The sequence below is a fragment of the Streptomyces griseiscabiei genome (assembly GCF_020010925.1).
GTDB classification, from domain to species: domain Bacteria; phylum Actinomycetota; class Actinomycetes; order Streptomycetales; family Streptomycetaceae; genus Streptomyces; species Streptomyces griseiscabiei.
Window position 1 is genome coordinate 128,940 of sequence record NZ_JAGJBZ010000005.1, and the last position, 25,926, is coordinate 154,865.

Genomic DNA, 25,926 nt, shown 5'->3' on the forward strand with positions numbered 1-25,926 from the left:
CGAAGGGGGCTGGATGTCCGGCTCGTGATGGGTCTTGCCTGTTGCCGGTCAAGTGAGGGGCACACCGTCGATAGCCAGGTATCTATATAGATGCCTGGCTATCATTCATCGCTGTGGAGTCTTCCGTACACCGTCCATTCATATAGACGCGCTTCGATCTAAGCGTCTGACCGGCGCACATCGCGCCCCTCTTCTGTTACGCCCCGCCGGATTCCCGGCAGACACGAGGATCGAGACTCACGTGAACATTCCCACTTCGCTGCGCCGGGCCAGGGTTCCGCTGGCGGTGACGGCGGCCGTGATGCTGGCCGCGAGTGCCTGCGGCGGCGCCGAGGCAGGATCGTCGGGCAGCGGTGACGGGGGCAGGCTGGCCGGCACTATCAAGGTGGACGGATCCAGCACTGTGGCGCCCCTGTCCACGGTGGCGGCCCAGCTGTTCCAGACCGCGAACACGGGCGTCAAGGTCACGGTCGGCACGTCCGGCACCGGCGGTGGCTTCGAGAAGTTCTGCGCCGGGGAGACCGACATCTCCAACGCGTCGCGTCCGATCAAGGACGAGGAGAAGGCTCTTTGCGACAAGGAGGGCGTCAAGTTCGAGGAGTTCACGGTCGCCAACGACGGCCTGTCCGTCGTCGTGAGCAAGGACAACGACTTCGCGGACTGCCTGACCGTCGAGCAGCTGAAGAAGATCTGGGAGCCGGGCTCCAAGGTGAACAACTGGAATCAGGTCGACCCGAAGTTCCCGAACCAGAAGCTGGAGCTGTTCGGCGCGGGCACGGACTCGGGAACGTTCGACTACTTCACCGACGCCGTCAACGGCGAGGAGGGCGCCTCCCGTACGGACTACAGCCCGAGCGAGGACGACAACGTCACCGTCCAGGGCGTGTCCGGTTCCAAGGGCGGCATGGGCTACTTCGGCCTCTCCTACTTCGAGGAGAACCAGGACAAGCTCAAGGCCCTGAAGATCGACGGCGGCGACGGCTGCGTGGCACCGGAGACCAAGACCGTGCAGGACGGCACCTACAAGCCGCTCTCCAGGCCGCTGTTCCTCTACCCGAAGGCCGGCTCGCTGGAGAAGAAGGAGGTCGAGGCGTTCGTCGAGTACTACGTCGAGAACAACGCCGAGATCGCTGAGAAGTCCCAGTTCGTTCCGCTGAACGCCGAGCAGGAGACCGAGCTGAAGAAGGACCTCGAAACCCTGCGGGAGCAGCACCAGTCATGAGTTCCTCCTCCCTCGGGCGGAAGGCCGCTTCAGGAGGCCACGGTTTCCTGAAGCGGTCCCAGCCGCGGTACGGCGAGAAGGCCGTCAAGATCCTGCTGGTGGCCGCATCCCTGGTATCGGTGCTGACCACGATCGGCATCGTCATCGCCCTGATCCCTCCGGCGGTCACCTTCTTCGGGAAGGTCGACTTCGGATCGTTCATCACCGGCACCAACTGGGCGCCGCTGTTCAAGCCGGCCTCCTTCGGTGTGATCCCGCTGGTCACCGGCACGCTCATGGTCACGTTCATCGCGCTGCTGGTCGCCGTGCCGCTGGGCCTGGGCGCGGCCGTCTACCTGAGCGAGTACGCGAACGCCCGGGTGCGGAAGATCTTCAAGCCGATGCTGGAAGTCCTCGCGGGCATCCCCACCGTCGTCTACGGCTTCTTCGCGCTGAAGGCCATCACCCCACTGCTCCAGGACATCTGGCCCGGCGGTGAAGGGCCGCAGGTCTTCAACGCGCTGGCCGCCGGCTTCGTGATGGGCATCATGATCATCCCGACGATCGCGTCGCTCGCCGAGGACTCCATGAGCGCGGTGCCCCGTGCACTGCGCGACGGGGCGTTCGGGCTCGGCTCGTCCCGGATGCAGGTCTCCACCCGCGTGGTGGTGCCCGCCGCCCTCTCGGGCATCGTGGCCGCGGTCGTCCTCGGGATATCCCGCGCGCTCGGCGAGACGATGATCGTCGCCGTGGCCGCCGGTGGCCGCCCCAACCTGTCCTTCGACCCGCTCGAAGGCATGCAGACCATGACCGCGTTCATCGCCGCCGCCGGGATCGGGGACCTGCCCACCGGCTCCGTCGGCTACCAGACCATCTTCGCGGTCGGCTCCCTGCTGTTCGTGATGACGCTGGCGATGAACCTGTTCAGCATCCGACTCGTGCGCAAGTACCGCGAGGTCTACGAATGAGCTCTCCCGTCCTCGACCGCACCCCTGCCGCCGGCGCACCCGGTGCGCCCCGTCTCCAGGGCCGCTCCACCCCCTGGCGCGAACGGTTCTTCCACCTCGGCCTCTGGGCCTCCCTGGCCGTCGCCGTCGTCTTCCTCGCCTCGCTCCTCGCCTACGTGATCACCCAAGGGTGGCCGCGCCTGGACCCGAGGGTCTGGACGAACTTCCCCGACATCATCGACCCCGGCCAGGCGGGCGCCCAGTCCGCGATCATGGGCACGATCTGGGTGATCGCGTTCACCGCCCTGTACTGCCTGCCCACGGGCATCCTCACGGCGATCTACCTGGAGGAGTACGCCGACTCCGACCGGTGGTGGAACCGGGCGATCGAGATCAACATCCAGAACCTCGCCGCCGTTCCGTCCATCGTCTACGGCATCCTCGGGCTCGGGGTGATCTCCCGCGGGCTCGGCTTCGGCCAGACCGTGCTGACGGCCTCGCTCACCCTCTCGCTCCTGGTCCTGCCGGTGGTGATCATCTCCTCCAGGGAAGCGATCCGCGCCGTCCCGCAGTCCATCCGCCAGGCATCCCTGGCCCTGGGCGCGACCCAGTGGCAGACCGTGCGCCGCCAAGTGCTTCCCGCCGCCGTCCCCGGCATGGCCACCGGCTCGATCCTGGCCCTGTCGCGCGCCATCGGCGAGGCTGCGCCCCTGCTGCTGCTGGGCGGGCTGACGTTCATCACGTTCAACCCGACCGGTGCGCAGAGTGCCTTCACCGTGCTGCCGATCCAGATCTTCAACTGGATCAGCCAGTCCCGGTCGGAGTTCACCGCCCTCGCCTCCGCCGCCATCGTGGTCCTGCTGGTGATCCTGCTGGCGATGAACTCCGTGGCGATCTGGCTCCGCAACCGCTACTCCCGACGCTGGTGACCGCCATGCCTGCAACAACCCGACACCTCAGCAGTCCAGTTGACCTCTCGCAGGAGACCGCGATGACCCCTACCCCCGACACCACCGGCGGCACCCGGACCCCCCAGGTCGCCTTCCGCGACGCCCCCTCCCTGGCCAGTCCGGTCTTCGAGGTCGGCAGCCTGTCGGTCTTCTACGGCAGCCACGAGGCCGTCCGCGACGTCAACATGCACGTCGGGCACCGCCAGATCACCGCGATGATCGGCCCCTCCGGCTGCGGCAAGTCCACCGTCCTGCGCTGCTTCAACCGCATGAACGACCTCGTCCCCACCGCCCGCGTCCAGGGCAAGGTCACCTACCACTCCGAAGACCTGTACGGGCGGGACGTCGACCCCATCGAGGTCCGCCGGCGCATCGGCATGGTCTTCCAGAAGCCGAACCCGTTCCCCAAGTCGATCTACGACAACATCGCCTACGGGCCGCGGGTCGGCGGTTTCAAGGGGAACCTCGACGACCTGGTCGAGGAGACCCTGACGAACGCCGCCCTGTGGGACGAGGTCAAGGACAAGCTCCGGACATCGGCCCTGGCCCTGTCCGGCGGTCAGCAGCAGCGGCTGTGCATCGCCCGGACCATCGCGGTCAAGCCGGAGGTGATCCTCATGGACGAGCCCTGCTCCGCGCTGGACCCGATCGCCACCGCCAAGATCGAAGACCTGATGGAACAGCTCTCGCAGCAGTTCACCATCATCGTGGTCACCCACAACATGCAGCAGGCGGCCCGGGTCTCGCACCGCACCGCCTTCTTCACGGCCGACGTCGACGAGCGGGGCGAACGCCACGGGCGCCTGGTCGAGTACGACGAGACGGCCCGCATCTTCTCCAACCCCTCCGACCAGCGCACCGAGGACTACATCTCCGGCCGCTTCGGCTGAGACCCGCACACGCGCCCCTCCGTGCCCTTTGCGCGCCGCCACACGTGAAGGAGTTTCCCGGGTGATCCCCGACGCACCACAGCCGCCGGGCAGAGCCCCGCACCGTGAATCCGCGGGCGACGGGGAGGGCCGGCAGCCGGGCCTGGTCCTGGCCGAGCCGGACGAGAAGCTCGCCGCGAGAGCCCTGAGCCGATTCCAGCGGGCGGGCGTCCACGTCGTCGTCTGCCACGACGGCGCGGAAGCCCTGCTCCAGACCGGTGCCCAGCACCCCGACGCCGTACTGCTCGCCGCCCCGCTCCCGGTCATCGACGCGGCAGCCGTGGCGGGCCTGATCGCGCGGCTCCACCCCGTGCCCGTCATGGTCGCAGCCGGCCCCGACGGCACCGAGGAAGCCACCGCCGCCCTCGCCGCAGGCGCGGTGGCCTTCGTCGCCCGCCCATACCGGATCGAAGAGATCCTGCCCCTGCTCACCGCCCAGATCGCCCCCGCCGCGGACCCGCACGGGCCCCTGGTCGTCGGGGACATCCAGCTCGACCCCGTCAGCTTCCACGTCCACGTCCGAGGACGCCAGCTCGACCTTCCCGTGCGGGAGTTCCTTCTGCTGCGCTACCTCATGGAGCATGAGAGCCGGGTCATCAGCCGCCGCGAGCTGACCCAGGCGCTGTGGGGCGCCGACGCCCTCGAAAGCAACACCCTGACCGTCCACGTCAGGCGCGTCCGCAACAAACTCCGCGACACCGCGGGCAGCTGCTGCACCATCGACGCCATCCGCGGCATGGGCTACCGCCTGGAATGCACCACCGCAGCCCCCACTCCGGCCGCCGCCTCAGCACACCCCGCTCCCACCCGCTGACCACGGTCACGAGGCAATGCCAGCACGTGGCGGAAACGGGCAGAGGGCGACTGCCCGTCAAGGTGAACGCTCGGTGAACAGAGACCCGCAGGACGCCCTTCACCAGCGAATACCAGCTGGGCCGCATCTATGGTTAATAGATGGCTATCACTACAGTGGGCGTGGCGGAGACGGCAGTGGACGAGGCGGGCGCGCAGTCCTGCACGTCGGGCCTGGCCTGCCTCCTCATCGAACGGGAAGAGGCCCAGCGCCTCGCCGACATGCTGAAGGCCATCGCCGACCCCACCCGGCTCCAGCTGCTGCGCCTGATCGAGCGCGCGCCGAACGGCGAGGCATGCGTGTGCGACCTCACCGACTGCCTCGGGCTGCGGCAGCCGACCGTGAGTCACCACCTCAAGAAGCTGACCGAGGCCGGGCTGCTGGACCGTGAACGCCGCGGCACGTGGGCCTGGTACTCCGTGAACCACGACGGACTGCGGCGAGTGCGGACGATTCTGGACCCCGCAGTCGACTAGAAGGTTGCTGCAGAAGGCCCGAGATAGAGCATTCCTCTTGTACGGGTGGGGTGTTGCGGGCTGAGTGGCGGACCGGGTCCTGCTGGTGGCCGTCTACTGCCGGACCAACCTCACGATGCGGCAGCTCGCCCCGCCCTTCGGAATCTTCGTTGCCACCGTCTGCCGGATCATTCATCGCCTGCGGCCGCTCCTGGCGACCGAGCCGGCGCGGCGGCCCGTCGCGGACGTCGAACGGTTGTGGATCGTCGACGGAAACCTTCTCCCCCGTCCGTGACCGTACGGTCGCCGCGCCCTCGCGCAATTGTCGGCTCCCGGCGAATGTGCAGGTCGTCATCGATACGGACAGCCGCCTGGTGATCGCCTCGGCCCGCCCCGTCCTGGGAACACGGCGAAGCCCACGCCTGGCGGGAATCGGACCTGCACGCCATCGCGGCCGGGACCACGGTCATAGCGGGCGGCGCCTGCCTGGGCACCGGCCTGATCGTCCCGCACCGCAGAAGATCCGGACGCCCACTTTTGTGCGGCCAGGAGGAGGAGAACGCCGAGCACCGACGCGTCCGCGCCCGCGTCGCGCACACCTTCGCCCGCTTGAAGAACTGGAAAAGCTTCCGCGACTGCCGCCCTCTCTGTGGCGGAAGTGGTCGTGAGAGCGGCCGGGTGGTGGCGCCCTTGACGCGAGCCGCCGCCGGAGAACGGTAACCACTTGCGTGAGCTGCGGGGCCGCATGGCCTCACTCCAGGTCGACGAGCGCCTCGCGTAGTTCGCGGGTAGGTGTGAGGCCGTACGCGGCGCGGACAGCACCCACGAGCAGGCTGATCCAGGCATCGGCAAGGGCTTCGATCTCAACGGGGCGGCCGTCACGCAGCCAGAGCAGGGACATCTCGTCGCAGGCGGCGCCGAACCCCCGTATGGGCAGCAGCAGAACAGGGTCATCGGCGTCGAGGCCGAGCACCGCGCAGATGTCCCGGACCCCCTTCTCCCGTGTCGCCTCGAAGGCCGTCGACGCCACGTCGGTTCCCTGTGTACGACGCAGGACGAGATTGAGCGCGGCGTCTTCATGCGAGGCCAGGAAGCGTAGATGCGCGGCGAAGTGCCGACGCAGCCGGTCGGGTACGGGGCCGTCGGACTCCAGTTTCGTTGCCGCCCTGAGCTGCTGGTCGACCTCCCGCACGACCTCTGCGTAAAGGCTTTCCTTGCCTTTGAAGTGATGGGACAGGAGTCCGTGAGCGACGCCCGCCGTACGTGCGATGTCCCCGACGGTCACCTCTCCGTAAGGGCGCCGGGAGAAGTGCTCCAGGGCGGCGCACAGCAGTTTTTGGCGCGTTTCCAGAGCTGCCGCCTGCCGACGGGTCGGTGGCCTTTCTGCTTCGGGTGCGCTCACGTCGATTCCTCCTCGGCGGCGGCCGTGTCGTCCTGCAGCGTATGTGAGGAGCGAGCAGGGCCCCTATCGACAATCTTGGTTGACTGGCGTTCAATGACTTACAGTCAACATGGTACTGCGGCGGGCCGCTCGGGCGGCGCCGCAGGGAAGGGACCGCGATCATGGCTCTCAGCTCACCGCTCCCCGACAAGGACGATCCGGTTTGGAGTTCCCCCAACGGCTTTGTCGTCCGCAAGGACGAAGGCGTCACCCGGCTCACAGGCCACGAGACGTTCGCCGTCAAGGTCACCGGCGAGGAGACGGACGGTGCTCTCGCGTTCATGAGCGGGCTCGTCGAGCCGGGGCACGGCAACGTGCCGCACATCCACTCGAAGGAGGACGAGGCGTTCTATGTACTCACCGGGGAGTTCGAGTTCCTCAACGGGAACCAGAGGTTCACGGCTCACCCCGGTGACTTCATCTACATACCCAAAGGGACCCGGCACGCCTTTCGGAACCTGGCGCAGGAACCGGCCCGCCTCCTCGTCTTCTACACTCCGGCAGGGCCCGAAGTCTTCTTCCTGAACTACGGCTCGGCGGACGGTCCTCCAGAGCCTTGGACCCAGGAGAAGTTCGACGAAATGACTGATGCCATCGGCGCGCACAACATGGTGCTGCTGCCCGGGGATGACTGGCACTGATCCCTGACCGCGCAGCGCCCCCCGTCCGGCGGCCGTGAGTGTGCGACCGAGCGGGAGGGCACATGCTGACCGCCCGCTGCAACGGCCCGCGGCTACTGTCCGCGGGGCGCGGGCATGGCCTGCCTGAATCCGGAGGCGACCGCGCTGCCCTCGATACGGTGGCGGCACGGCTGCTTCCGGACCCGGCAGTCATGACCGGCGAACTGTCGGGATGCCGGCGCTCTTCCGGGCCGCACCATCGCCCTGAAGCACGGCAGCCGGCCAGCCTCACCGCGAACTCCTGGAGAGATGGCTTCGGGGAGGTGGGCGCCGGTTCGCTGCCCGTGAGTGGTGGCGAAGCGGACGCACCTACTTCATGTCGGCCCTGCCCGGCCGCTGACTCTGCGATCCCGTGTACCGCGAGCGCATTGCGGTGCTCGCGGCAGGACCGGCGGTGAAGACGAGCACCGCACTGTCATCGAGGTTCTTGCCTGCAGGGCGTCGACCAGAACCGGCTCGGCCTCCTCAACGCGGTCAGGACCGAACAGGAGCCGCCGCGTGGGGCAGTCGGTCGAGTCCCGCTGTTCAGGAGCTGGACAAGCTCTGATGCAGGCGGCCCTGAGCTCCGACTCTCGACCAGGTGGCGAAGCAGTGGTGCACGGCCGACTTCAGCGCGCTGCAGGGCTCGCCACGCGCATCCGCGATCCCGGCCCCTGTGGGCGCTCCCGAGCCGACGACAGTTATGGCCCGGCTACTTCGCTCGGTCCGCCCGGAACAACCCATCCCCACCGTCCGGCCGTTGCGCGTGCTCACGCATCCAGTGCTGGGCCGCGGTCTGTACGGCGTCCCAGGGGGAGCCGAGCGGTGGTGTGTAGGAGAGGTCGAGGTCGCTGATCGCGTCGACGTTCATGCCGTGGAACAGGGCCGTGGCGTAGGTGTCCACCCGCTTGGAGATCTCCGCGCTCCGCCGTCCGACGAGCTGGGCTCCCAGGAGGAGTCCGGTCGTGGTGTCTGCGGTGATCCGGATGTCGATCGGTGTGGCGCCCGGGTAGTACGCCTTGTGGTCGTCCGGGCGTGAGGCGCTCGTCTTCGGGTTCCAGCCGTTGCCCGCTGTGAGGGCTTCATGGTCCCGCAGGCCCGTGCGGGCGGCGACGAGGTCGAAGACTTTCACGGCCTGGGTGCCCAGACTTCCCGCGAAGCGCCGCCTTCCGCCCAGTGCGTTCTCCCCGGCGACCCGCCCTTGTTTGTGGGCGGTGGTGCCCAGCGGAAGCCATGTCGTTCCCAGCAGCCGGTGATGGGTGACCGCGCAGTCGCCGGCGGCGAAGACGTCGGGCAGGGACGTCCGCATCGATTCGTCGACCTCGATGGCGCCCTTCGCGCCGGTCCGGGCGCCGGCCTCGACGGCCAGTGCGGTGTCGGGTTTCACGCCGACGACGACCAGAACCATGTCCGTCGTCCGGGCGATCCGCTGTCCTTCCGGTCCTGTCGCCTCGACCTGCAGGGGGCCGCCCGGGCTGTCCGTGGTGACGGAGGCGACGGTGGTGCTGGTGAGGACCTCCACGCCGTGTGCCCGGAGTTCGGTGTTCACCAGCGCGCCGAGTTCGCGGTCGACGGTGGGCAGGACTTCGGGCAGGGCTTCGATCTGGGTGACGTTGATCCCGCGGGTGGTCAGCGCTTCGGCCATCTCCAGGCCGATGTACCCGGCGCCGATGACGACGGCTCGGGCGGGCTGCCGCTCCTCGATGCTCCGCATGACCGCGAAGGTGTCGCCCATGCTGTGCAGCAGGTGCACGCCGTCGCGCGGGCCGAGCGCGCCGGGGCCCGTCAGCCCGGTGATCGCGGGGCGGGCGCTGACCGCGCCGGTACCGATGATCAGAGCGTCGTAGGCGAGCAGTTCGCTCCGTCCGTCGCGCTGGTGCAGGGCGACCCGGTGGCCGGATACGTCGATGGAGGTGGCCCGTGTGTTCGTGCGGACCTTCATCCCGGCGGCGTCGAGGTCGGCGGCGGTGCGGTGGGCCAGGTCGGTCCAGTGCGCCACTTCGCCCGACACGTAGTAGGGGATGCCGCAGATGGAGAAGTTCGGGTAGGCGTCGGCCACGACGACGGTGACTTCGCTGTGCGGGTCGAGTTCACGGGCACGCAGCGCGGCGCTGATGCCTGCGTCGCTCCCGCCGATCGCGACGATGTGTTTGCCGTTCACAAATGCCTCCGGGGGCTTCGTACAGCTCGTCGAGCAAGAAGAGCACGGGCTCCCGGTGCGTGTGGTTACTGCCGGGAGCCGGGGCGGTCAGGCGATGACGTCTGCGAGGTCGCGGTCGAGTGCGCCCTTGGGCTTCGCACCGACGATGGTCCGGGTGACCTCGCCGTCGAAGTAGAGGTTCATCGTGGGGATGGACATGACGCCGTACTCGGCGGCGGTGGCCGGGTTCTCGTCGATGTTCAGCTTCACGATGTCGATCTTGTCGCCGTGCTCGGCGGCGAACGCCTCCAGCGCGAGGTCGAGGAGGCGGCAGGGGCCGCACCAGGCGGCCCAGAAGTCCACGAGGACCGGTTTGCCGCTCGTGAGGACTTCGGTTTCGAACGAGTCGTCGGTGACATTTCTGAGAGCCATGACGGCCTCCTGGGGGAAGGGGGGTGGGTCAGGCTGCGGCCGGTGTCCTGTCCGGCTCGGCGTCCTGGGCGGTGTCGGTGAGGGCGGCGAGGTGGCGCTCGGCATCCAGGGCCGCCGCGCAGCCGGAGCCCGCGGCGGTGATGGCCTGGCGGTAGGTGTGGTCGACGACGTCGCCCGCGCCGAAGACGCCGGGGATGTTCGTGCGGGTCGAGGGGGATGCGACCTTCAGGTAGCCCTCGTCGTCCAGGTCCAGCTGGCCGGCGAACAGCTCGGTACGCGGGTCGTGTCCGATCGCGACGAACAGGCCGGTGGCTGCCAGTTCCCGCGTTTCGCCGGAGAAGACATCACGCAGGACGAGGCCGGACAGCGCGCCGCCCTCCTCCTTGATCTCCGCGATCTCGCTGTCGAAGGCGAAGGAGATCTTGTCGTCGGCGAACGCGCGGTTCTGCATGGCCTGCGAGGCGCGCAGCGTGCTGCGGCGGTGGACGACGGTGACGGAGCGGGCGAAACGGGTGAGGAAGGTGGCTTCCTCCATCGCGGTGTCGCCGCCGCCGACGACCACGATGTCGCGCTCCCGGAAGAAGAACCCGTCGCACGTCGCGCAGTACGACACGCCGCGGCCCGACAGGTCGTCCTCGCGGTCCAGGTGCAGCTTGCGGTGCTGGGAGCCGGTGGTGACGATCACGGTGCGGGCCCGGTGGACGGTGCCGCTGGAGTCGGTGACCGTCTTGACGCTGCCCGTGAGGTCGACGGCAACGACGTCGTCGGCGACGAGTTCGGCGCCGAAGCGTGCCGCCTGGGCGCGCATGCTGTCCATGAGGTCCGGGCCGACGATGCCCTCGGGGAACCCGGGGAAGTTCTCGACCTCGGTGGTGTTCATCAGTGCCCCGCCCGCGGTGACCGAGCCCTCGAAGACCAGCGGCTTGAGGTCGGCGCGCGCCGTGTACAGGGCGGCGGTGTATCCGGCGGGACCGGAGCCGATGACGATGACGTTCCGGATCTCGCCGCTCATGACGCGGTCTCCGGCGCGATCTCCTTGATGAGGCCCTCGACGAGGGTCTTGATCTCGTCGCGGATCGGGCGGACCGCGGCCACACCGCGACCGGCCGGGTCCTGCAGCTTCCAGTCGAGGTAGCGCTTGCCGGGGAAGACGGGACAGGTGTCGCCGCAGCCCATGGTGATGCAGACGTCGGACTCGCGGACCGCGTCCACGGTGAGGATCTTCGGGGTCTCGGCGGAGATGTCGATACCCACCTCGGCCATGGCCTCGACGGCTGCCGGGTTGACCACGTCGCCGGGATCGGATCCGGCGGAGCGGACCTCGACGCGGTCCCCGGCCAGGTGGGTCAGCCAGGCGGCGGCCATCTGGGAGCGGCCGGCGTTGTGGACACAGACGAACAGGACGGACGGCTTGTCGGTCATCGGAAGGGACCCTCTCTCACGAACAAATCAGCTAATGCTGATGTCAGTATCCAGTGGCATCATCAACCACTGATGTGAGAGTATCAGTGCATGCTGACTTCAGTCGACACTGACGTGATTCGGGTTCTGGGTGATCCGCTGCGCATGCAGGTGGTCACCCTGCTGGCCCGGGAGACGCTCTGCATGTCGCATCTGGTCGAGGAGACCGGTGCCAAGCAGACGAACCTGTCCAACCACATGAAGGTCCTGCGCGAGGCGGGGCTGGTGGAGACCGAGCCGTGCGGCCGGTTCACCTACTTCAAGCTGCGCCCCGAGGTCCTGGCCTCGGTGTCCGCACAGTTCGCCGAGCTCGCCGAGTCCGCCCGTACCGCCGTCGAGAACAAGAGGGCCTGTCCGTGACCTCCACCGAACCCACCACCACCTCCGCCCAGGGCGCCCGCCCGGGCGGCGACGACTCGATCGTCAAGAAGCTCTCCACCCTCGACCGCTACCTCGCGGTGTGGATCCTCATCGCCATGGCCGTCGGCCTGGGCCTGGGCCGCCTCATCCCGGGAATGAACGACGCGCTCGCGAAGATCGAGGTCGGCGGGATCTCCCTGCCGATCGCCCTGGGTCTGCTGGTGATGATGTACCCGGTGCTGGCCAAGGTCCGCTACGACCGGCTCGACACGGTCACCGGCGACCGCAAGCTGGTGGTGTCCTCGCTGGTCATCAACTGGATCATCGGACCCGCGGTCATGTTCGCCCTGGCATGGATCTTCCTGCCGGACCTGCCCGAATACCGCACCGGCCTGATCATCGTGGGCCTCGCCCGCTGCATCGCCATGGTCATCATCTGGAACGACCTCGCCTGCGGCGACCGCGAGGCCGCCGCCGTCCTTGTCGCCCTCAACTCCGTCTTCCAGGTCCTGGTCTTCGGCGTGCTGGGCTGGTTCTACCTCGACCTGCTGCCTCAGTGGCTCGGCCTCGGAGACGGACAGGGGCTGGACGTCCCCGTCTGGCACATCGCCCTGAACGTCGTCGTCTTCCTCGGAGTACCCCTGCTCGGCGGGTTCCTCACCCGCCGCATCGGCGAGAAGAAGATGGGCCGCGAGTCCTACGAGCAGAAGTTCCTGCCGAAGATCGGCCCCTGGGCCCTGTACGGCCTGCTGTTCACGATCATCATCCTGTTCGCCCTGCAGGGAAAGACGATCACCTCGCAGCCGCTCGACGTCGTACGGATCGCCCTGCCGCTGCTGGTGTACTTCGCGGTCATGTTCTTCGGGTCCTTCCTCCTCGGCAAGGCGGTCGGGCTCGCCTACGACCGCACGACCACCCTCGCGTTCACCGCGGCCGGCAACAACTTCGAACTCGCCATCGCCGTCGCCATCGCCACCTTCGGCGTCACCTCCGGCCAGGCCCTCTCCGGCGTCGTCGGCCCCCTCATCGAAGTCCCCGTCCTCATCGGCCTCGTCTACGTCGCCCTCGCCTGGCGCAAGAAGTTCGCCCCCGACGCCGTCACCACCCCCGGAAGGGAAAACTGATGCACTGCCTGGAATGCCACACCGAAGGAAGGGACAGCCACGCCGTCGGCGTGTGCCACAAGTGCGGAGCCGCGGTGTGTGCCGAGCACGCCCGCATGGAGACCCGCAGCGTGCGCCACGGAAGCCTCATCGGCACCCCGGGTGAACACCAGGAGCGCACCCTGCTCTGCCCGGTCTGCGCCGAAGCGCACGCCCCGGCCGTGACGGCCCGCACTCCGTGAACGCCATCGACGTTGTGGTGATCGGCGGCGGGCAGGCAGGGCTCGCCGCCGGGTACCACCTGCGCCGCCGGAACCTCGACTTCGTGGTCCTCGACGCCCAGAGCACCGCGGGCGGCGCCTGGCAGCACACCTGGGACTCCCTGCACCTGTTCTCCCCGGCAGCCTTCTCCTCGCTGCCGGGGCGGCCCATGCCGCCTCAACCGGGCCAGGAATACCCCGGCGCCGCACACGTGGTGAACTACCTGCGCGACTACGAGCAGCGCTACAGCCTGCCCGTGCACCGCCCGGTCACAGTCCGCGCGGTCCACCGCGACGGGACACGGCTGCGAGTGGAGACGAACGCCGGCCACTGGTCGGCGAGGGCGGTCGTCTCAGCGACCGGCACCTGGTGGCGCCCCTTCCTGCCCGCCGTCCCCGGCCAGGAGACGTACACCGGACGACAGCTGCACACCACCGGCTACCGGAAGCCCTCCGACTTCGCCGGACAGCACGTCGTCGTGGTCGGCGCAGGCAACTCCGGCGCCCAGATCGCCGCCGACCTCGCGGTCCACGACGACGTGGGCCTGACGTGGGTCACCGAGCGCCCGCCCCGCTTCCTCGCCGACGACATCGACGGACGGGCCCTGTTCGACGCCGCGACCGCACGGCGCCGCGCCCTGGACGAAGGGCACGGCGACACCGGAGGTGTCGCCTCCCTGGGCGACATCGTCGCCGTCCCGCCGGTCCGCGCAGCACGGGACGCCGGCCTGCTCAAAGCCCAGCCGATGTTCACCGCTCTCACCGAGGACGGTGTGGAGTGGGCGGACGGAACGCGGGCCCAGGCCACAGCGGTGATCTGGTGCACCGGATTCCGCCCCGCCCTCTCCCCTCTCGCCCCGCTGGGCCTGCGCCGGCGGCGCGGCCACATCGCCACCCACGGAACCCGGGCCGCCGACGAACCGCGCCTGCACCTACTCGGCTACGGCGACTGGACCGGACCCGCCTCGGCCACACTGATCGGCGTCGGCCGGCCCGCCCGCGACACCGCCCGCGAAATCGCCGCCCTGTTGAGCTGACGGCCCGCTCGGGGAGGGGCGGCAGGGGCCGCGCTGTCCGTCCAGCGCGCCTGGTGAGGGACCTGGACCACAGCGTCTCCCCCTAGCGGGCCCGGGGAGTTGGGGCCACTGGGCGGCGACTCATGAGGCGTCAGCGGCGCGCCGCTGCCAGGCGGTCAAGGAGCCAGGCGGCGTCCCGGCCCACTCCACGCAGCGTCTTCGACGAGAAGCTCCGCTGGAACTCCATGCCGACGAAGCCGAGCCCCTGCACCGTGGTGGACAAGCCGCCGCGGTGAACGGGCGCTCCCGCCGCGTCAAGGGCTCCCGAGCCGGTCAGGTAGCCGAACACGGGGCGGTAGCCGGTGGCGAAGACGACCGTGTCGACGTCCTCCTTGGCCCCGTCGGCCCACAGGACCCCGTCGCTGGTGAACGTGCTGAACATGTCGCGGCGGTCGACGCCGTGCCGGTCAAGTGCGGCGCGGTAGTGGCCGTCGTCGATCACGGACACGGGGACCTTCGCGAGCAGACGGCGGATCGGTGCGATGTCGAGCCGGGTGTGCTTGAGCCACCAGTGCAGATCCCGGCCCAGCGGCTTCTGCGGTGTCCAGCCGACCGGGCGGCGGGTGGCGAGGGTGGTGTCGGCGACCGGGCCGAGTTCGGCGGCGATCTGGATCGCGGAGTTTCCTCCGCCGACCACGATCACACGCTGCCCGGCAAACAGGTCGGGGCTGCGGTAGTCGGCGGCGTGCAGGACACGGCCGCCGAACCCCGGGCGTCCCTGGATATCGGGGAGGAACGGTGTGCCGTAGTCGCCGGTCGCGGCGATCACCGCCGCAGAGGTGAACTCCCGACCGTCCTCGGACCGCACCCTCCACACGCCATCCTGGCGGATCACGGAGGCAACGGCCGTGGAGGTGTGGATCGAGGCGGGCAGGCGCTCGGCGTAGGCGCGCAGGTAGTCCACGACCTCGTCGCGGCGCGGGTAGCGGTCCGGGTCGCCGGGGAACCGCATGCCGGGCAGGGAGGAGTACCGGGCGGGGGAGAAGAGGGTGAGGCTGTCGTAGTAGCGCGGCCAGGCCCCACCGGGCTCCTCGGCGCTCTCCAGGACCAGCACGCGGGCGAAGCCGTGACGCGGGGCGAGGGCGGCTGTGGCGAGACCGGACTGTCCGGCACCGATGACGATGAGATCAGCGTGCTCCATGAGAACCTGGACCTTTCACAATGAGTCGTTGTTTCGGGAAGTGACGAAATGTTGGGTGTGAGGCGTTGACAGAGAACAGGGATGAGGAGGCCGCGCTCGATCCGGCGACGGCCGATTTCCTCAAGGCGCTGGCGAGCGAGACCCGCCAGCGGGTGATGTTCCAGTTCGCCGGGGGTGTCGAGCTGACGGTCGGTGAGGTCGCGGAACGGTGCGGACTGAAGGCGCCGACCGCCTCGGAGCACTTGAGCCTGCTGCGCCGGGGAGGGCTGGTCGTCGCCCGCAAGGAGGGCAGGCAGGTGTTCTACCGTGCCGACGGCGCAGCCATGGCCGAGCGGCTCACCTCGCTCCAGGCGTACCTGGCTGCCTGCTGCCCGCCCGGCGCCGGCTGCTGAGGCCGGGCGGCGTCAGGGCCGGAATTCAGGTGCGGTCGGCTGCCGGGCGCAGGTCGAGCATGGCGGACATGGCGGCCACGACGGAGGGTGCGACCTGGTAGTAGACCCAGGTCCCGCGCCGCTCCGAAGTCAGGAGCCCGGCCTCGCGGAGCTTCTTGAGGTGATGGGAGACGGTCGGCTGGGAGACGCCGACGTCCTGGATGTCGCACACGCACGCTTCCCCTCCCGGGTGCGAGGCGACCTTGGAGAACAGGCGCAGCCGCACCGGGTCGGAGAGCGCCTTGAACATCGCGGCCATCCGCTCCGCGTCGGGCACGGACAGCTCCCCGGCGGTGATGGGCGGGCAGCACGGCACGACCGCTTCCGGGTCCAGAACCGGCAACTCGACAACCTCAGACTTCGACATACGTCTATGTTGACACTCATCGATACGAGTGGCAAGCTCCACACATAGACAACAATCGAAACAGCGGCCCGACCTGCCGCCTCTTCCCGGAGGACATCACCGCCATGACCACCACCACCGAGGGCCTGCCGGTCGTCGTGATCGGCGCGGGCCCGGCCGGCCTTGCCGCCGCCGCCCACCTCACCGAGTGCGGCCTCCTCCCGCTCGTCCTGGAAGCCGGCCCCGCCGCCGCGAGCGCCGTCCGGGAATGGGCGCACGTACGCCTCTTCTCCACCTGGAGTGAGCTCGTCGACCCGGCCGCCGAAAAGCTGCTGGCCCCCACCGGCTGGACTCACCCCGACCCGGCCACCTATCCCTCCGGCGGCGACTGGGCCGAGCAGTACCTGCAGCCGCTCGCCGACGCGCTCGGCGACCGCGTCCGCCTCGGCACCCGGGTCACCGGCGTCTCCCGCACCGGCCGCGACCGGATCGTCGACGCCGACCGCGACCAGCAGCCCTTCGTCGTCCACATCACCCACGCCGACGGACACGAGGAGCGGGTCTTCGCCCGCGCCGTCATCGACGCCTCCGGCACCTGGACCACCCCGTCCCCCGCAGGCGCCTCCGGCCTGCCCGCCCTCGGCGAGAAGGCCGCCGCCGACCGCATCACCTACCGCGTCCCCGACCTCAAGGACCCCGCCGTCCGCGCCCGCTACGCCGGGCACCGCACCGCCGTCATCGGATCCGGGGCCTCCGCGTTCACCGCCCTCGCATCCCTCGCCGACCTCGCCACGTCCGACGACGGCGCGGGCACGAAGGGGGTCTGGGTCCTGCGCCGAGGCATCTCCGGCTCCACCTTCGGCGGCGGCAGCGCCGACCAGCTCCCCGCCCGAGGAGCCCTCGGCCTCGCCGCGAAGGCCGCCGTCGACCAGGGACACGCGGACGCGATCACCGGATTCCGCACCGACGCGATCGAACGCGACACCGACGGCCGCCTGGTCCTGGTGGGCGAAGACGGACGCCGCCTGGACCCGGTCGACGAAGTCATCGTGCTGACCGGCCTCCGCCCCGACCTCGGCTTCCTCGACGAGCTCCGCCTCGGCCTCGACGAACGGCTCCAGGCCCCCACCGAGCTCGCCCCGCTGATCGACCCCAACCAGCACTCCTGCGGCACCGTCTACCCGCACGGCCACCGCGAGCTCTCCCACCCGGAGAAGGGCGTGTTCCTGGTCGGCATGAAGTCCTACGGCCGCGCCCCGACCTTCCTCGCCATGACCGGCTACGAACAGGTCCGCTCCGTCGCCGCCGCCCTCGCCGGAGACCTCGAAGCCGCCGACCGCGTCGAACTCACCCTCCCCGAAACCGGAGTCTGCGGCGGAGCCGGACTGTTCGACGACCCGGCCGCCGCACCGGCCGACGCCGGAGGCTGCTGCACGACGCCCGAACCCGCCCTGATCCAGGTCGGCGCCGGAGCACCGGCCACTGCCGCCACTGTGGACGAAGCACCGGCGGGCGGCTGCTGCGGCTCGTGACCGACCTCAACGCCTCCGAGCGCGGGGCCGTGACCGGAACGGGGGCCCGGTCACGGCCCCGCGCCGCGCTGCCCGCACTGTGCGTCACCCAGATCACCAGCTGGGGCATCGTCTACTACGCGTTTCCTGTCCTGAACCCGCAGATCACCACGGCGACCGGCTGGCCCACCGGGGCGACCACCGCCGCGTTCTCCGCCGCCCTGCTCGTCTCCGCCATCGCCGGGATCCGCGTCGGCCGGATCATCGACCGCCACGGCCCGCGCACCGTCATGACCACCGGCTCGGTCCTCGGCGTCACAAGCGTCCTCATCATCGCCTCGGCACCCAACCTGCCCGTCTTCACCGCCGGCTGGCTGCTCGCCGGCCTCGCGATGGCTGCCACCTTCTACCAACCGGCCTTCGCAGCCCTGACCCGCTGGTGGGCACCCGACCACGTCCGCGCACTCACCATCGTCACGCTCGCAGGCGGCCTCGCCTCCACTGCCTTCGCACCTCTGACCGCCACGCTCGCCGGTCACCTGTCCTGGCGCGCCACCTACGCCGTCCTCGCACTGATCCTCGCCGCGGTGACCATCCCCGCCCACGCCCTGGCACTCAAAGCACCCTGGCCCGAACCCTCCCTCTCCACCGAGTCCCACGCCAACGGCGGCGTTGAGAAGGTCGCACGAACACGCCCCTTCTGGATGCTCGCAACCACCCTGACCCTGTCCGCGTTCACCGTCTCCGCCGCCGTCATCGCACTCGTCCCCCTCATGACCGAACGCGGCTACACCAGCACCGAAGCCGCCTGGGCACTCGGACTCGGCGGCGCCGGACAAACGCTCGGCCGTACCCTCTACGCCACCCTCGCCCGCCACACCAGCCCCACCACCCGCACCGTCACGCTCGTCGCCCTCGGCGCCCTCACCACCGCGGCCCTCGCCGTCGCCCCAGGACCCTACGGGCTGCTGGTCGCTCTCTCCGTCGCAGCAGGCACCGTCCGCGGCAACCTCACCCTCCTCCAGGCCACCGCCATCACCGACCGCTGGGGCACCACCCACTACGGCCGCCTCTCCGGGCTCCTCGCCGCGCCCACCACCACAGCCGCCGCCATCGCCCCCTTCGCGGGAGCCGTCGTCGCCGCCCCGCTCGGCGGCTACCCCCAGCTTTTCATCGCCCTCGCCGCAATCTCCGCAGCCGCCTGCATGACCGGATTCAAGACAACGCCCATAAAGGCCGCAGGTATCGGCTCAGTACCGGGCCGGTGACGCTGGCCCCGGAGGGTGAACTGAACGGCGGCTGCCTCGACGCACGCGTACAGCTCCACCTGCCCGTAGCCGCGTCCCGGCTCACCCTCGCGACAACCCCTGGCACGCTGCTCGCCGCCCGGGCCCAGCCCTGAACCAGTGGGGTGGCCAGGTCAGTGGGCGCGCGGGGCGTACATGATGACCGCCATCCCGGCGAGGCAGACCAGTGCGCCGATGACGTCGAAGCGGTCGGGGCGATAGCCGTCGGCGACCATGCCCCAGGCGATCGAGTAAAACGGTCAGTGAGTTCTGCAAGTAGGTATCCACGCCGACGGCTGCCCGGCCCCACCCCCATGCACAGGAGACCGGGACCTGGGGGTGGGGCCCGGCCTCGGCACTGGTGGGCTCGCGCATTCAACTGTCGCGAGTTTTACGCGCGTGCTGATCCGTTCCATGTCCGGTGACCGCGGCACGCCGGCGGCCCGGCGGCTGTCGCTGTTGCTTGTCCAGGGCGTAGTCGACCACGTCCTTCGACGTGCTCACGGTGCAACCAGGTGCGCAGGAAGTCGGGCGGTTCAGTCTCCGGCTCAGGGTACGGAGTGGGATGCCGTCGAGGGCAAGGAGGGCGCGGACCGTGGTGGCCGCGCACTTGGCCATGCCAGCGATCTCCGCAGTGGTTTTCCGTTCGGTGACGTACAGCTCGCGCAGCTGGCGGGGCGCGAGTACCGCGGCTCGGGTGGCAGGGTCTGGTGCGCGGATTTTGCCCAGGAGCCGGTCCGGCGGGCCGGTGACGGTGTCGTCGATCTCGAAGTAGAGGCGGAGATGCTCTGCGGTTACCCCGGTCACCCCGGTCACCCCGGTTACTCCGGTGGCCTCGGTGACCGGGGCGATCGTGTCGTTGCTGTCGAGGGCAGCGCGGAGCCTGGCGGCGTCGACCTGCTCGGGTGCGATGCCTGGCCACTCGACATCGCGGACCCAGTGGGCGGGAGGCTCCCAGGTCACCGGCTCGTCGATGCCATGGGCCGCCAGGTTCTGTTCTGCCTGCTCGCGCAGGAAGGCGCGGAGCGGCAGTGGGGCACGGAATCGGAATTCGGTGCAGCTCCAGGCGAAGCGAGTAGCCGCCCTTTCTGGCGCGGGCGGGCTGTGCCCGGTCAGCAACAGCAGCAGGTACCAGCGCATGACCTGCTGGCGGTGCTCGCCGCCGGCAAGCCAGCCGTACTGGAGGACCAGGCGCCGGTAGGCGTCAGAGTTCAGCTCGGCAGTGGTCTCGGTGAACGTGGCACGACGGCGGGCGTAGTCGATGGGTGAGCCGTGTTCGTCGAGCGCGCGGGCCAGCTGGGCGAGCGCGGAGGCCAGCGGGGCGAGGTCCCTGCCGCGGTACACGCGCTGCTCGACGCTTTCGCGGTCGCGGGTGGCGCGGACGTTGCCCAGCAGTGGCGCGGCTCGTACATACGGCAGGTCGGACGGCCCGCCGGGGACGAGGAGGAGGCTGGAGCAGCCATGGCGGAACGCGTCGACACGGACGACACGGTCTTGCGATCGCAGATGGTCCACAGGCAGCAGGCGCAGGGCCCATCCGGGCCAGAGCATCGCGGGGATCATGGTGGCCCGCCGGTGAATGTCCGCTCTGCTGCGGTCGGGTCGTCGGGGGGTGGGCGTGGCGCTGGCGTAGCGCAGCCGATTGTGCAGAAGCGTGTGCGGATCCTGGTAGGACATCATGCGGGCGAACAGGTCCGGGCCGCTGTCGCGCCAACGGAAGGCCAGTTCACCGAGGTTGAGGTCGCGCGCGGCCGTCGGGTGGTCCGATTGCACGATCCATTCGAAGAGCCGCTGGTGCTCGGGGTGTCCGCCGCGGAGCGCCACGTGGGCCAGGGCCGCACCCGCGGCGACGTGGTGGGTCTGAAGGCTGGCGGCATCTTCCCTTCGGCTGCTGCTGTTGCCGGACAGGTGGTAGGCCGACTGTCCGCTGCCGTCCGGGAAGGAAGGGGGGAACGTGCCGCCGCATTCGTCAATGACGGTGTGGACGAGTTGGGGCGCGTGGTCGCGGTTGGTCCGCAGGCCGCGCAGCACCCGCCAGGCCAGGGCGTAGAGCTGTTTGAGTTCGATCAGGGCCCCCGGCCTCTGGTCCGGCGCGGCCGCCAGCAGTCCGGCCACGCGGTGCTGTGCGCGGAGTACCAGACCGTTGGGGGGAAGGGCGTTCGCCGGGGCGTGGAACAGGTTGGTGGCACAGGGGCGCCTGCGGCCCTTGACTGCGTGGTCGAGTCGGTCGCGTGTGCAGGCGCCGATGCCGCGGGGTCCCGTGAAGCTGATCTTCCACGGGTGGGGCGGGCGGCCGCAGTCGGGGCAGAAGTCGGCCAGGAGCAGCTGGTGCTGGGTGCAGGCGAAGGCCCACGGCAGTCGCCACAGCAGCGGCCCGCGGCCGCCGTTCTCACGCAGACAGGCGGGGCAGTAGCGGGTGCGGCCGCCGCGGAAGGCCCAAGCCGGCGGCCGCTCGAGCCGGCGGCGGCCCGGCGGAATGTTGACCGCGAACCTGTTGTAGGAGTCGAGCGTCATGGCCCGCAGCACCTCGACGGGAATGCCTGTGCTCTTGTGCAGCGCGTGGGTCTCCGGCTCGGTCAGCCGCAGCAGCATGTGGTCGACGCGGGCGGCGGACAGCCCGATGTGGTGCAAAAGGCCCCGGTCGGTCGTGCGCAGTCGTCGCGCGTAGCTGCTGATCCAGCTGTCCAGGGCCTCGCCGGGCATCGGCATCAGGGCGATCGGGATCCTGTCCGGGGTCCACATGCTCATGCTGACTTCCTGGGCTGCTCGCCGTCGTCCGGGCGGGTGGTCAGCAGTCCGGCCTCGATCGCCGCCCGGAGTTCCTGCCGGGCGTCTTCGGCGGCGGCGTCGTTCTTGACCTGGTCCATCAGGTTCAAGTCCAGCCGCTCGTGCCCGGAGCGGATGGCGCGCAGGCAGCCGCGGTTGATCAACGTCATCAGGGAGGCGAAGTGCCCTGTGGAGCGTGAGTAGAGATAGTCGGAGAGGTCCCTCGCGAGCATGCCCGGGTACTTGTCCGCCAGCACCAGCTGCTTCTCGATCGTCTTCAACAACGTACGCCACTGACGGCGACCGGCGGTGTCCTCCACCTGGAACGGCAGCAGCGTCAGCGGGGTGGTACGGCGTCCGAACTGCGCCAGCAGCGCCTGCTGCGGGGACAGTCCCTCACGCAGCAGACCGCGCTGCCGCACCCCGACGCCGATGTAGAGCAGGGTGACGGGGAAGACATTGGCCAGGTATTTCAGCTGGTTGGCCATCCGGACCGCGTTGCTGTTCGAGCCGGACATGAAGTGCACGTCGTCGATGACGATCGCGATGGTGTTCATGCTGAGCACCGCGTCCACGGCCCGCTCGGCGAGCATGTCCGCGTTCCCGGACGTCGGCAACCCGTAGAAGCGGCAGATGGAGGCGTTCAGGCCGCGGACGGAGGTGTTCCCGGTCAGGGCGATGTAGATGACCGGAACGCGGCGGTCCCCGGCCGCTGTGGTCTCGCCGCGCAGCGCGACCTGCTTGCGGTACAAGGCGCGGCCGTAGGCGCGCACCGCCGTGCTCTTGCCGAGCCCTGGATAGGCGTCCACGAGGGCGGCCGGCTTGGTCTTATCGCCGTCCTGGCGGTTGGCTTCCACGATCTCGGCAAGGTCCGCGTGCAGTGCCAGCAGCTGCGGCGTGTCGATCGGGCCGATGTTGGCGTGCCACACCTCGCGCCGGTCGTTGTGCTCCAACAGCGCCCGCGACGACAGCTCGCCGAGCTGGGCCCGGGTCAGCTGATCGGGCTGGACACGGTCCGGGGCGAAGACCTCCACCAGCCAGCCGGACAGCCGGGTCGGGCTGTACTGGCGGTCATCACCCTCGAACGGTTCGCTGTCGGCGTCCTTTCCCGGCGCGGTCAACGGGTCTCCCACACATCGGCGTAATAGTCGTCCTCGCCCGGTACGCGCTCGGTTTTCTCCCCGGGGAAAGCGGCGTCGATCTCGTCGCTTTCGTCGTCATCTCCGCCCGGCGGCACGGCGTCGTCATCGACGACGTGCAAGGACGGACCCGCTTCCGCGGGAGGGGCTCCCGGCCCGCCGGCTTCCGCCAGCCGCCGCAGGGACGGGAGCGCGGCGGTCACGTCCTCGCCGGCGGGTGCGTCGTCGTCGCCGACCAGGCGCAGCCGCTGCTGGGAGAGCCGCAGCGCCATACGGCGCTCGGTGTTGTCGCTCGTCAGCCCCACCCCCCAGCGGTCCAGCAGCTCGATCAGCGCCCGCTGGGTGTCCGGGAACCGACGGGTGCGCTTGGCAAGCTTGCGCGCGTAGGCCAATGCCTCGCGGCTGACCGGTCCGTTCACGGCCGGGGCGTGCTCCCAGGCGAGCGCATGCCACTTTCGGCTCTGCGGGTCCTGGAAGTACACCTTGGTGATGTCGCCGGGGTCGATGGCGATCGGCCACTTCCCGGCGTGGACCCCGCGATAGGGGCTGGGCTGGTTGCGGTAGTCGTTGAGGGCGTCGCCGTTGTAGCGCAGACCCTCGACCTCCACGCCATAGTGCTGGATGGTGGTACGGACTTCTTCGAGGAACTCCAGCGCTAGATGGGGACGGGCGGGGATCCTGAGCGGCCCGGCGCGGGTGACGCCGTGCTCGAACATCTGAAGCGGGCTCAGCTTCAGCCCAGGGACTTCGGGCACGCACAGCCCGCGGTGGTGGCGCCTGTGGTACACCAGCGTGATCCACTCGCGGATGATCGTCTCCAGCTCGTCGATGAAGAAGTATGCCTCGTCCTCGACGTTCTCGCCGCGGCTGTGGACGTCGGAGCCCTTGTATCCCGGCAGCGCGGCCAGCAGCCCCTGGCTGATCGTGCGGAACCAGCGCTCCACCGGTTTGTCGGTCGGGGTCATCGGCCGCGCCGGCTGCAGCGAGATCCGCAGCTTGGCGCACACGCTCTGGATGTGGTTCGAGACGTAGATCTTGCCGTGGTCGAAGACGATGGTCTCGGCCGCCACCGACGGCAACAGCGGCTGCCCGTCCCGGTCGACGAGCTTCTCCGCGTCCAGCACCACGGTGGACGGCACCCCGCAGTACGGCAACGGACCGGCCTCGGAGCCCTCGCGCGGCCGCACCGTCTCGAACAGCACCCCGGCGACATCCACCGATTTCGTGGACACCGGGGTCAGCCGCAGGCCAACAATGCAGCGGCTGTACAGATCCATGGCGACGGTGAGTTCACAGCGCACCCAGCGGCAGGTGATCGGCTCCATCGCGAACACATCCAGCGGGGTGGTGTCCAGCACCACGTACTCGCCCGGACGGGTCGCCCGCAGCCGCCCGTAGGCGCCCTGCGGAGCGTTGGCGATCGACCGTTTGCCCTTCGTGCTGCCCTCGAACGCATTCGTCCCCTTGCAAAGCTGCTTCAGCAACTCATAGCCGGTAGTGCGGCCCGGCAACGGGACCGTGCCCTTCCCGTACTCCTTCACCAGGCGTTCCGCGATCTCGGCCAGGACCAGGTTGCGTACCGGCCGGCTCCCCTTGACGCGCCTGTCCAGCACCGTCCGAGCCATCTCCACCCAGCGCGCATCGGCCCGCTCCACGACACTGCGCGCCGGGCGGTCGTGCACCAGCCCAGCCGGACCAGCCGTACGAAACGCGGTAATCCAGCGGCGAATCGTGCTCTCCCCGACCTTCAGCTCCGCGGCTTTGGCGGCATAGCGATGCAGCATCAAAGTCCCCGGCGCGTAGTCCTTGCGCGGTTCCCCGTCCAGGGCGAGGACGGCATCCCCAAGGCGGTATCCGGTCAGCACCTCCTGCACGTGCCGGACCTTCTGCGTCAGCTCGTCGTCCTCGTCGTCGGTCAGACCACCCAGAACAGCCGCCGCCGTTGCTGCTTCCTCGGCCGGGACCGGCACGAGGATCTCCGTGCTGGGGTGGGCCAGCAGCGCCGAGATATCCACCTGCCGCAGCTTCGGCGCCCCAACCACCCCGGTCTGCTGCAACAGGATCCGACGGCCCTCGATCTCCGCCACGGTGAACTGCTCGCCGTCGTAGGCAATCGGCAGCCCCGCCCGCAGCGACGTAGTCCACTCGTTCATCCGCACCTCCGCAGGACGGACTCACCGGACAGCGGCCTGGCCAGATCCGTAGTCAGCCGCCCCGACCACAACAGGGCCATCAACGGCGGCCTCGCCGCTTCCCTCGGGCCGCCGCCCGCCAGGCGCCGCTCCGCGACGGCCAACTCCTCGCCGTCAACGACCTCACGCCAGGCCCGCTCGATCTCCTCAGCGGGCACGATGCCGGGATGCCGATAGCCGGCCAGGAACCGCACGTTCTCCAGCAGCACCGAATCCGCGCCGGTCCAGACCTCATACTCCCAGCCGTGCCGCTCGACCAGCCGCCCCGGCCACGCCAGCGCCCCTGCGACCTTCGGATCCTGAGCGCGCTCCGCCGGTTTGACGTTGACCACACGCACCGTCCCCGACCGCATGATCAGCAAGAAGTCCGGCACATGGCTGCGCACACGACCGTCAACATGGGCCACCACGCGGCACGGCTGCGCGAAGATATCCGCCACGTCCGCGTCAAAGTCCGCCAGCAGCAGCCGGGCCAGCTCCAACCGGCTCTCATGTACGACCTGCCCCCCGGTCGTCGCCGACGCGTAGTCCCCCGAGTGGTGCAGCATGCCGTGAACGGACCGTACCCGACGCCACGGCTGGGACTCCGCGAAGTCCGCCGCCCGCAGCCGCGCGAACGGGATGTCGCACGTCGACCCGTCCACGTACCGGACCGACACCATGGGTACCCGGTCCCGACTTCGTTCCTTGCCTGAACCCCTTACCGCCATGCACTGGACCGTACGAAGGAAGCCGCCCAGCCCCAGTCGAAAGACCACAGGAGGCCGACAAGTGTTCGCTACTGAACGTAGTTAGTGCTCATAATCACCCGAATCTGCTCGGACCCTGCTCATGGTCACCCGGAAAT

The 25,926-nt window shown here is 69.5% G+C and carries 26 protein-coding genes and 2 pseudogenes; 16 read left to right on the forward strand and 12 right to left on the reverse strand.

The window, feature by feature from the left end:
* The first annotated feature begins 241 nt into the window (after positions 1 to 241).
* The 7 genes and pseudogenes from J8M51_RS43375 to J8M51_RS43405 all read left to right on the forward strand — a co-directional run.
* Complete coding sequence (locus J8M51_RS43375) at positions 242 to 1,222, forward strand: PstS family phosphate ABC transporter substrate-binding protein (RefSeq protein ID WP_086755775.1); 981 nt, start codon at positions 242 to 244, stop codon at positions 1,220 to 1,222.
* Positions 1,219 to 2,169, forward strand: a complete 951-nt coding sequence (gene pstC, locus J8M51_RS43380; protein ID WP_086755776.1) for a phosphate ABC transporter permease subunit PstC — start codon at positions 1,219 to 1,221, stop codon at positions 2,167 to 2,169. Before J8M51_RS43375 ends, pstC begins: the two co-directional genes overlap by 4 nt.
* Complete coding sequence (pstA, locus tag J8M51_RS43385) at positions 2,166 to 3,077, forward strand: phosphate ABC transporter permease PstA (RefSeq protein ID WP_086755777.1); 912 nt, start codon at positions 2,166 to 2,168, stop codon at positions 3,075 to 3,077. The genes pstC and pstA overlap by 4 nt, the downstream gene beginning before the upstream one ends.
* 62 nt (positions 3,078 to 3,139) lie before the next feature.
* Positions 3,140 to 3,988 carry a phosphate ABC transporter ATP-binding protein PstB gene (gene pstB, locus J8M51_RS43390; RefSeq protein WP_086755778.1) on the forward strand — a complete coding sequence of 283 codons (849 nt, stop codon included), beginning with the start codon at positions 3,140 to 3,142 and terminating at the stop codon, positions 3,986 to 3,988.
* Positions 3,989 to 4,049: 61 nt separating this feature from the next.
* On the forward strand, positions 4,050 to 4,841 hold the full coding sequence (locus J8M51_RS43395; RefSeq protein ID WP_024127222.1) for a response regulator transcription factor: 792 nt from the start codon (positions 4,050 to 4,052) through the stop codon (positions 4,839 to 4,841).
* Positions 4,842 to 4,981: 140 nt separating this feature from the next.
* Positions 4,982 to 5,356, forward strand: a complete 375-nt coding sequence (locus tag J8M51_RS43400) for an ArsR/SmtB family transcription factor (protein ID WP_086755779.1) — start codon at positions 4,982 to 4,984, stop codon at positions 5,354 to 5,356.
* Positions 5,357 to 5,420: 64 nt separating this feature from the next.
* Positions 5,421 to 5,977 (forward strand): annotated as a pseudogene (locus J8M51_RS43405) (transposase family protein); the annotation flags it as partial.
* 109 nt (positions 5,978 to 6,086) lie between these two features.
* On the opposite strand, the gene J8M51_RS43410 reads toward J8M51_RS43405, so the two are convergent.
* A complete protein-coding gene (locus J8M51_RS43410) occupies positions 6,087 to 6,737 on the reverse strand; it encodes a TetR/AcrR family transcriptional regulator (protein ID WP_024127218.1) in 651 nt (216 codons plus the stop codon).
* Positions 6,738 to 6,898: 161 nt separating this feature from the next.
* Between J8M51_RS43410 and J8M51_RS43415 the strand changes: the two genes are divergently transcribed.
* Complete coding sequence (locus tag J8M51_RS43415) at positions 6,899 to 7,417, forward strand: cupin domain-containing protein (protein ID WP_024127217.1); 519 nt, start codon at positions 6,899 to 6,901, stop codon at positions 7,415 to 7,417.
* 730 nt (positions 7,418 to 8,147) lie between these two features.
* Here J8M51_RS43415 and J8M51_RS43425 read toward each other — a convergent pair.
* From J8M51_RS43425 to J8M51_RS43440, 4 genes are all read right to left on the reverse strand, one after another.
* Positions 8,148 to 9,596 carry an FAD-dependent oxidoreductase gene (locus J8M51_RS43425; RefSeq protein WP_024127216.1) on the reverse strand — a complete coding sequence of 483 codons (1,449 nt, stop codon included), beginning with the start codon at positions 9,594 to 9,596 and terminating at the stop codon, positions 8,148 to 8,150.
* 87 nt (positions 9,597 to 9,683) lie between these two features.
* Positions 9,684 to 10,007 (reverse strand): thioredoxin, encoded by a 324-nt coding sequence (gene trxA / locus J8M51_RS43430; protein ID WP_024127215.1) that lies wholly within the window; start codon positions 10,005 to 10,007, stop codon positions 9,684 to 9,686.
* 28 nt (positions 10,008 to 10,035) lie between these two features.
* Positions 10,036 to 11,019 (reverse strand): thioredoxin-disulfide reductase, encoded by a 984-nt coding sequence (trxB, locus tag J8M51_RS43435; protein WP_024127214.1) that lies wholly within the window; start codon positions 11,017 to 11,019, stop codon positions 10,036 to 10,038.
* Positions 11,016 to 11,429: an arsenate reductase ArsC gene (locus tag J8M51_RS43440; RefSeq protein ID WP_024127213.1), complete on the reverse strand. Its 414-nt coding sequence runs from the start codon at positions 11,427 to 11,429 to the stop codon at positions 11,016 to 11,018. The genes trxB and J8M51_RS43440 overlap by 4 nt, the downstream gene beginning before the upstream one ends.
* A gap of 90 nt (positions 11,430 to 11,519) precedes the next feature.
* Here J8M51_RS43440 and J8M51_RS43445 point away from each other — a divergent pair, with 90 nt between their 5' ends.
* From J8M51_RS43445 to J8M51_RS43460, 4 genes are read left to right on the forward strand one after another with little or no spacing between them, the layout of a single operon-like run.
* Positions 11,520 to 11,828 carry an ArsR/SmtB family transcription factor gene (locus J8M51_RS43445; protein WP_024127212.1) on the forward strand — a complete coding sequence of 103 codons (309 nt, stop codon included), beginning with the start codon at positions 11,520 to 11,522 and terminating at the stop codon, positions 11,826 to 11,828.
* Complete coding sequence (gene arsB / locus J8M51_RS43450; RefSeq protein WP_024127211.1) at positions 11,825 to 12,952, forward strand: ACR3 family arsenite efflux transporter; 1,128 nt, start codon at positions 11,825 to 11,827, stop codon at positions 12,950 to 12,952. The genes J8M51_RS43445 and arsB overlap by 4 nt, the downstream gene beginning before the upstream one ends.
* Positions 12,952 to 13,173, forward strand: a complete 222-nt coding sequence (locus tag J8M51_RS43455) for a DUF2180 family protein (RefSeq protein ID WP_024127210.1) — start codon at positions 12,952 to 12,954, stop codon at positions 13,171 to 13,173. Before arsB ends, J8M51_RS43455 begins: the two co-directional genes overlap by 1 nt.
* Positions 13,170 to 14,228 (forward strand): ArsO family NAD(P)H-dependent flavin-containing monooxygenase, encoded by a 1,059-nt coding sequence (locus tag J8M51_RS43460; protein ID WP_024127209.1) that lies wholly within the window; start codon positions 13,170 to 13,172, stop codon positions 14,226 to 14,228. Before J8M51_RS43455 ends, J8M51_RS43460 begins: the two co-directional genes overlap by 4 nt.
* A 130-nt stretch (positions 14,229 to 14,358) precedes the next feature.
* On the opposite strand, the gene J8M51_RS43465 is transcribed toward J8M51_RS43460, so the two are convergent.
* On the reverse strand, positions 14,359 to 15,408 hold the full coding sequence (locus J8M51_RS43465) for a flavin-containing monooxygenase (protein WP_024127208.1): 1,050 nt from the start codon (positions 15,406 to 15,408) through the stop codon (positions 14,359 to 14,361).
* Between the two features lie 65 nt (positions 15,409 to 15,473).
* Here J8M51_RS43465 and J8M51_RS43470 point away from each other — a divergent pair, with 65 nt between their 5' ends.
* The gene (locus J8M51_RS43470) at positions 15,474 to 15,800 is read left to right on the forward strand and encodes an ArsR/SmtB family transcription factor (protein WP_024127207.1); all 327 of its coding nucleotides are present in this window, start codon (positions 15,474 to 15,476) and stop codon (positions 15,798 to 15,800) included.
* Between the two features lie 25 nt (positions 15,801 to 15,825).
* Here the strand turns inward: J8M51_RS43470 and J8M51_RS43475 are convergent, their stop codons facing one another.
* Positions 15,826 to 16,206: an ArsR/SmtB family transcription factor gene (locus tag J8M51_RS43475; protein ID WP_024127206.1), complete on the reverse strand. Its 381-nt coding sequence runs from the start codon at positions 16,204 to 16,206 to the stop codon at positions 15,826 to 15,828.
* Positions 16,207 to 16,310: 104 nt separating this feature from the next.
* On the opposite strand from J8M51_RS43475, the gene J8M51_RS43480 reads away from it, so the two are divergent.
* Genes J8M51_RS43480 through J8M51_RS43490 form a run of 3 tightly spaced genes read left to right on the forward strand, consistent with a single transcriptional unit; the run spans position 16,311 to position 19,098 of the window.
* Entirely contained in the window at positions 16,311 to 17,717 is a 1,407-nt protein-coding gene (locus J8M51_RS43480; protein WP_024127205.1) for an NAD(P)-binding domain-containing protein, read from the forward strand.
* Positions 17,714 to 18,964: an MFS transporter gene (locus tag J8M51_RS43485; protein ID WP_024127204.1), complete on the forward strand. Its 1,251-nt coding sequence runs from the start codon at positions 17,714 to 17,716 to the stop codon at positions 18,962 to 18,964. The genes J8M51_RS43480 and J8M51_RS43485 overlap by 4 nt, the downstream gene beginning before the upstream one ends.
* Entirely contained in the window at positions 18,961 to 19,098 is a 138-nt protein-coding gene (locus tag J8M51_RS43490) for a hypothetical protein (protein WP_024127203.1), read from the forward strand. Before J8M51_RS43485 ends, J8M51_RS43490 begins: the two co-directional genes overlap by 4 nt.
* An 18-nt stretch (positions 19,099 to 19,116) precedes the next feature.
* On the opposite strand, the pseudogene J8M51_RS43495 reads toward J8M51_RS43490, so the two are convergent.
* The 5 genes and pseudogenes from J8M51_RS43495 to J8M51_RS43515 all read right to left on the reverse strand — a co-directional run.
* Positions 19,117 to 19,233: pseudogene (locus tag J8M51_RS43495) on the reverse strand (YnfA family protein); the annotation flags it as partial.
* A gap of 124 nt (positions 19,234 to 19,357) precedes the next feature.
* Positions 19,358 to 21,730: a TniQ family protein gene (locus J8M51_RS43500; RefSeq protein WP_086755781.1), complete on the reverse strand. Its 2,373-nt coding sequence runs from the start codon at positions 21,728 to 21,730 to the stop codon at positions 19,358 to 19,360.
* Complete coding sequence (locus J8M51_RS43505; RefSeq protein ID WP_024127201.1) at positions 21,727 to 22,869, reverse strand: ATP-binding protein; 1,143 nt, start codon at positions 22,867 to 22,869, stop codon at positions 21,727 to 21,729. Before J8M51_RS43505 ends, J8M51_RS43500 begins: the two co-directional genes overlap by 4 nt.
* Positions 22,866 to 25,040, reverse strand: a complete 2,175-nt coding sequence (locus J8M51_RS43510) for a Mu transposase C-terminal domain-containing protein (RefSeq protein ID WP_024127200.1) — start codon at positions 25,038 to 25,040, stop codon at positions 22,866 to 22,868. The genes J8M51_RS43505 and J8M51_RS43510 overlap by 4 nt, the downstream gene beginning before the upstream one ends.
* Positions 25,037 to 25,789: a TnsA-like heteromeric transposase endonuclease subunit gene (locus tag J8M51_RS43515; protein WP_086755801.1), complete on the reverse strand. Its 753-nt coding sequence runs from the start codon at positions 25,787 to 25,789 to the stop codon at positions 25,037 to 25,039. Before J8M51_RS43515 ends, J8M51_RS43510 begins: the two co-directional genes overlap by 4 nt.
* Positions 25,790 to 25,926: the final 137 nt, after the last annotated feature.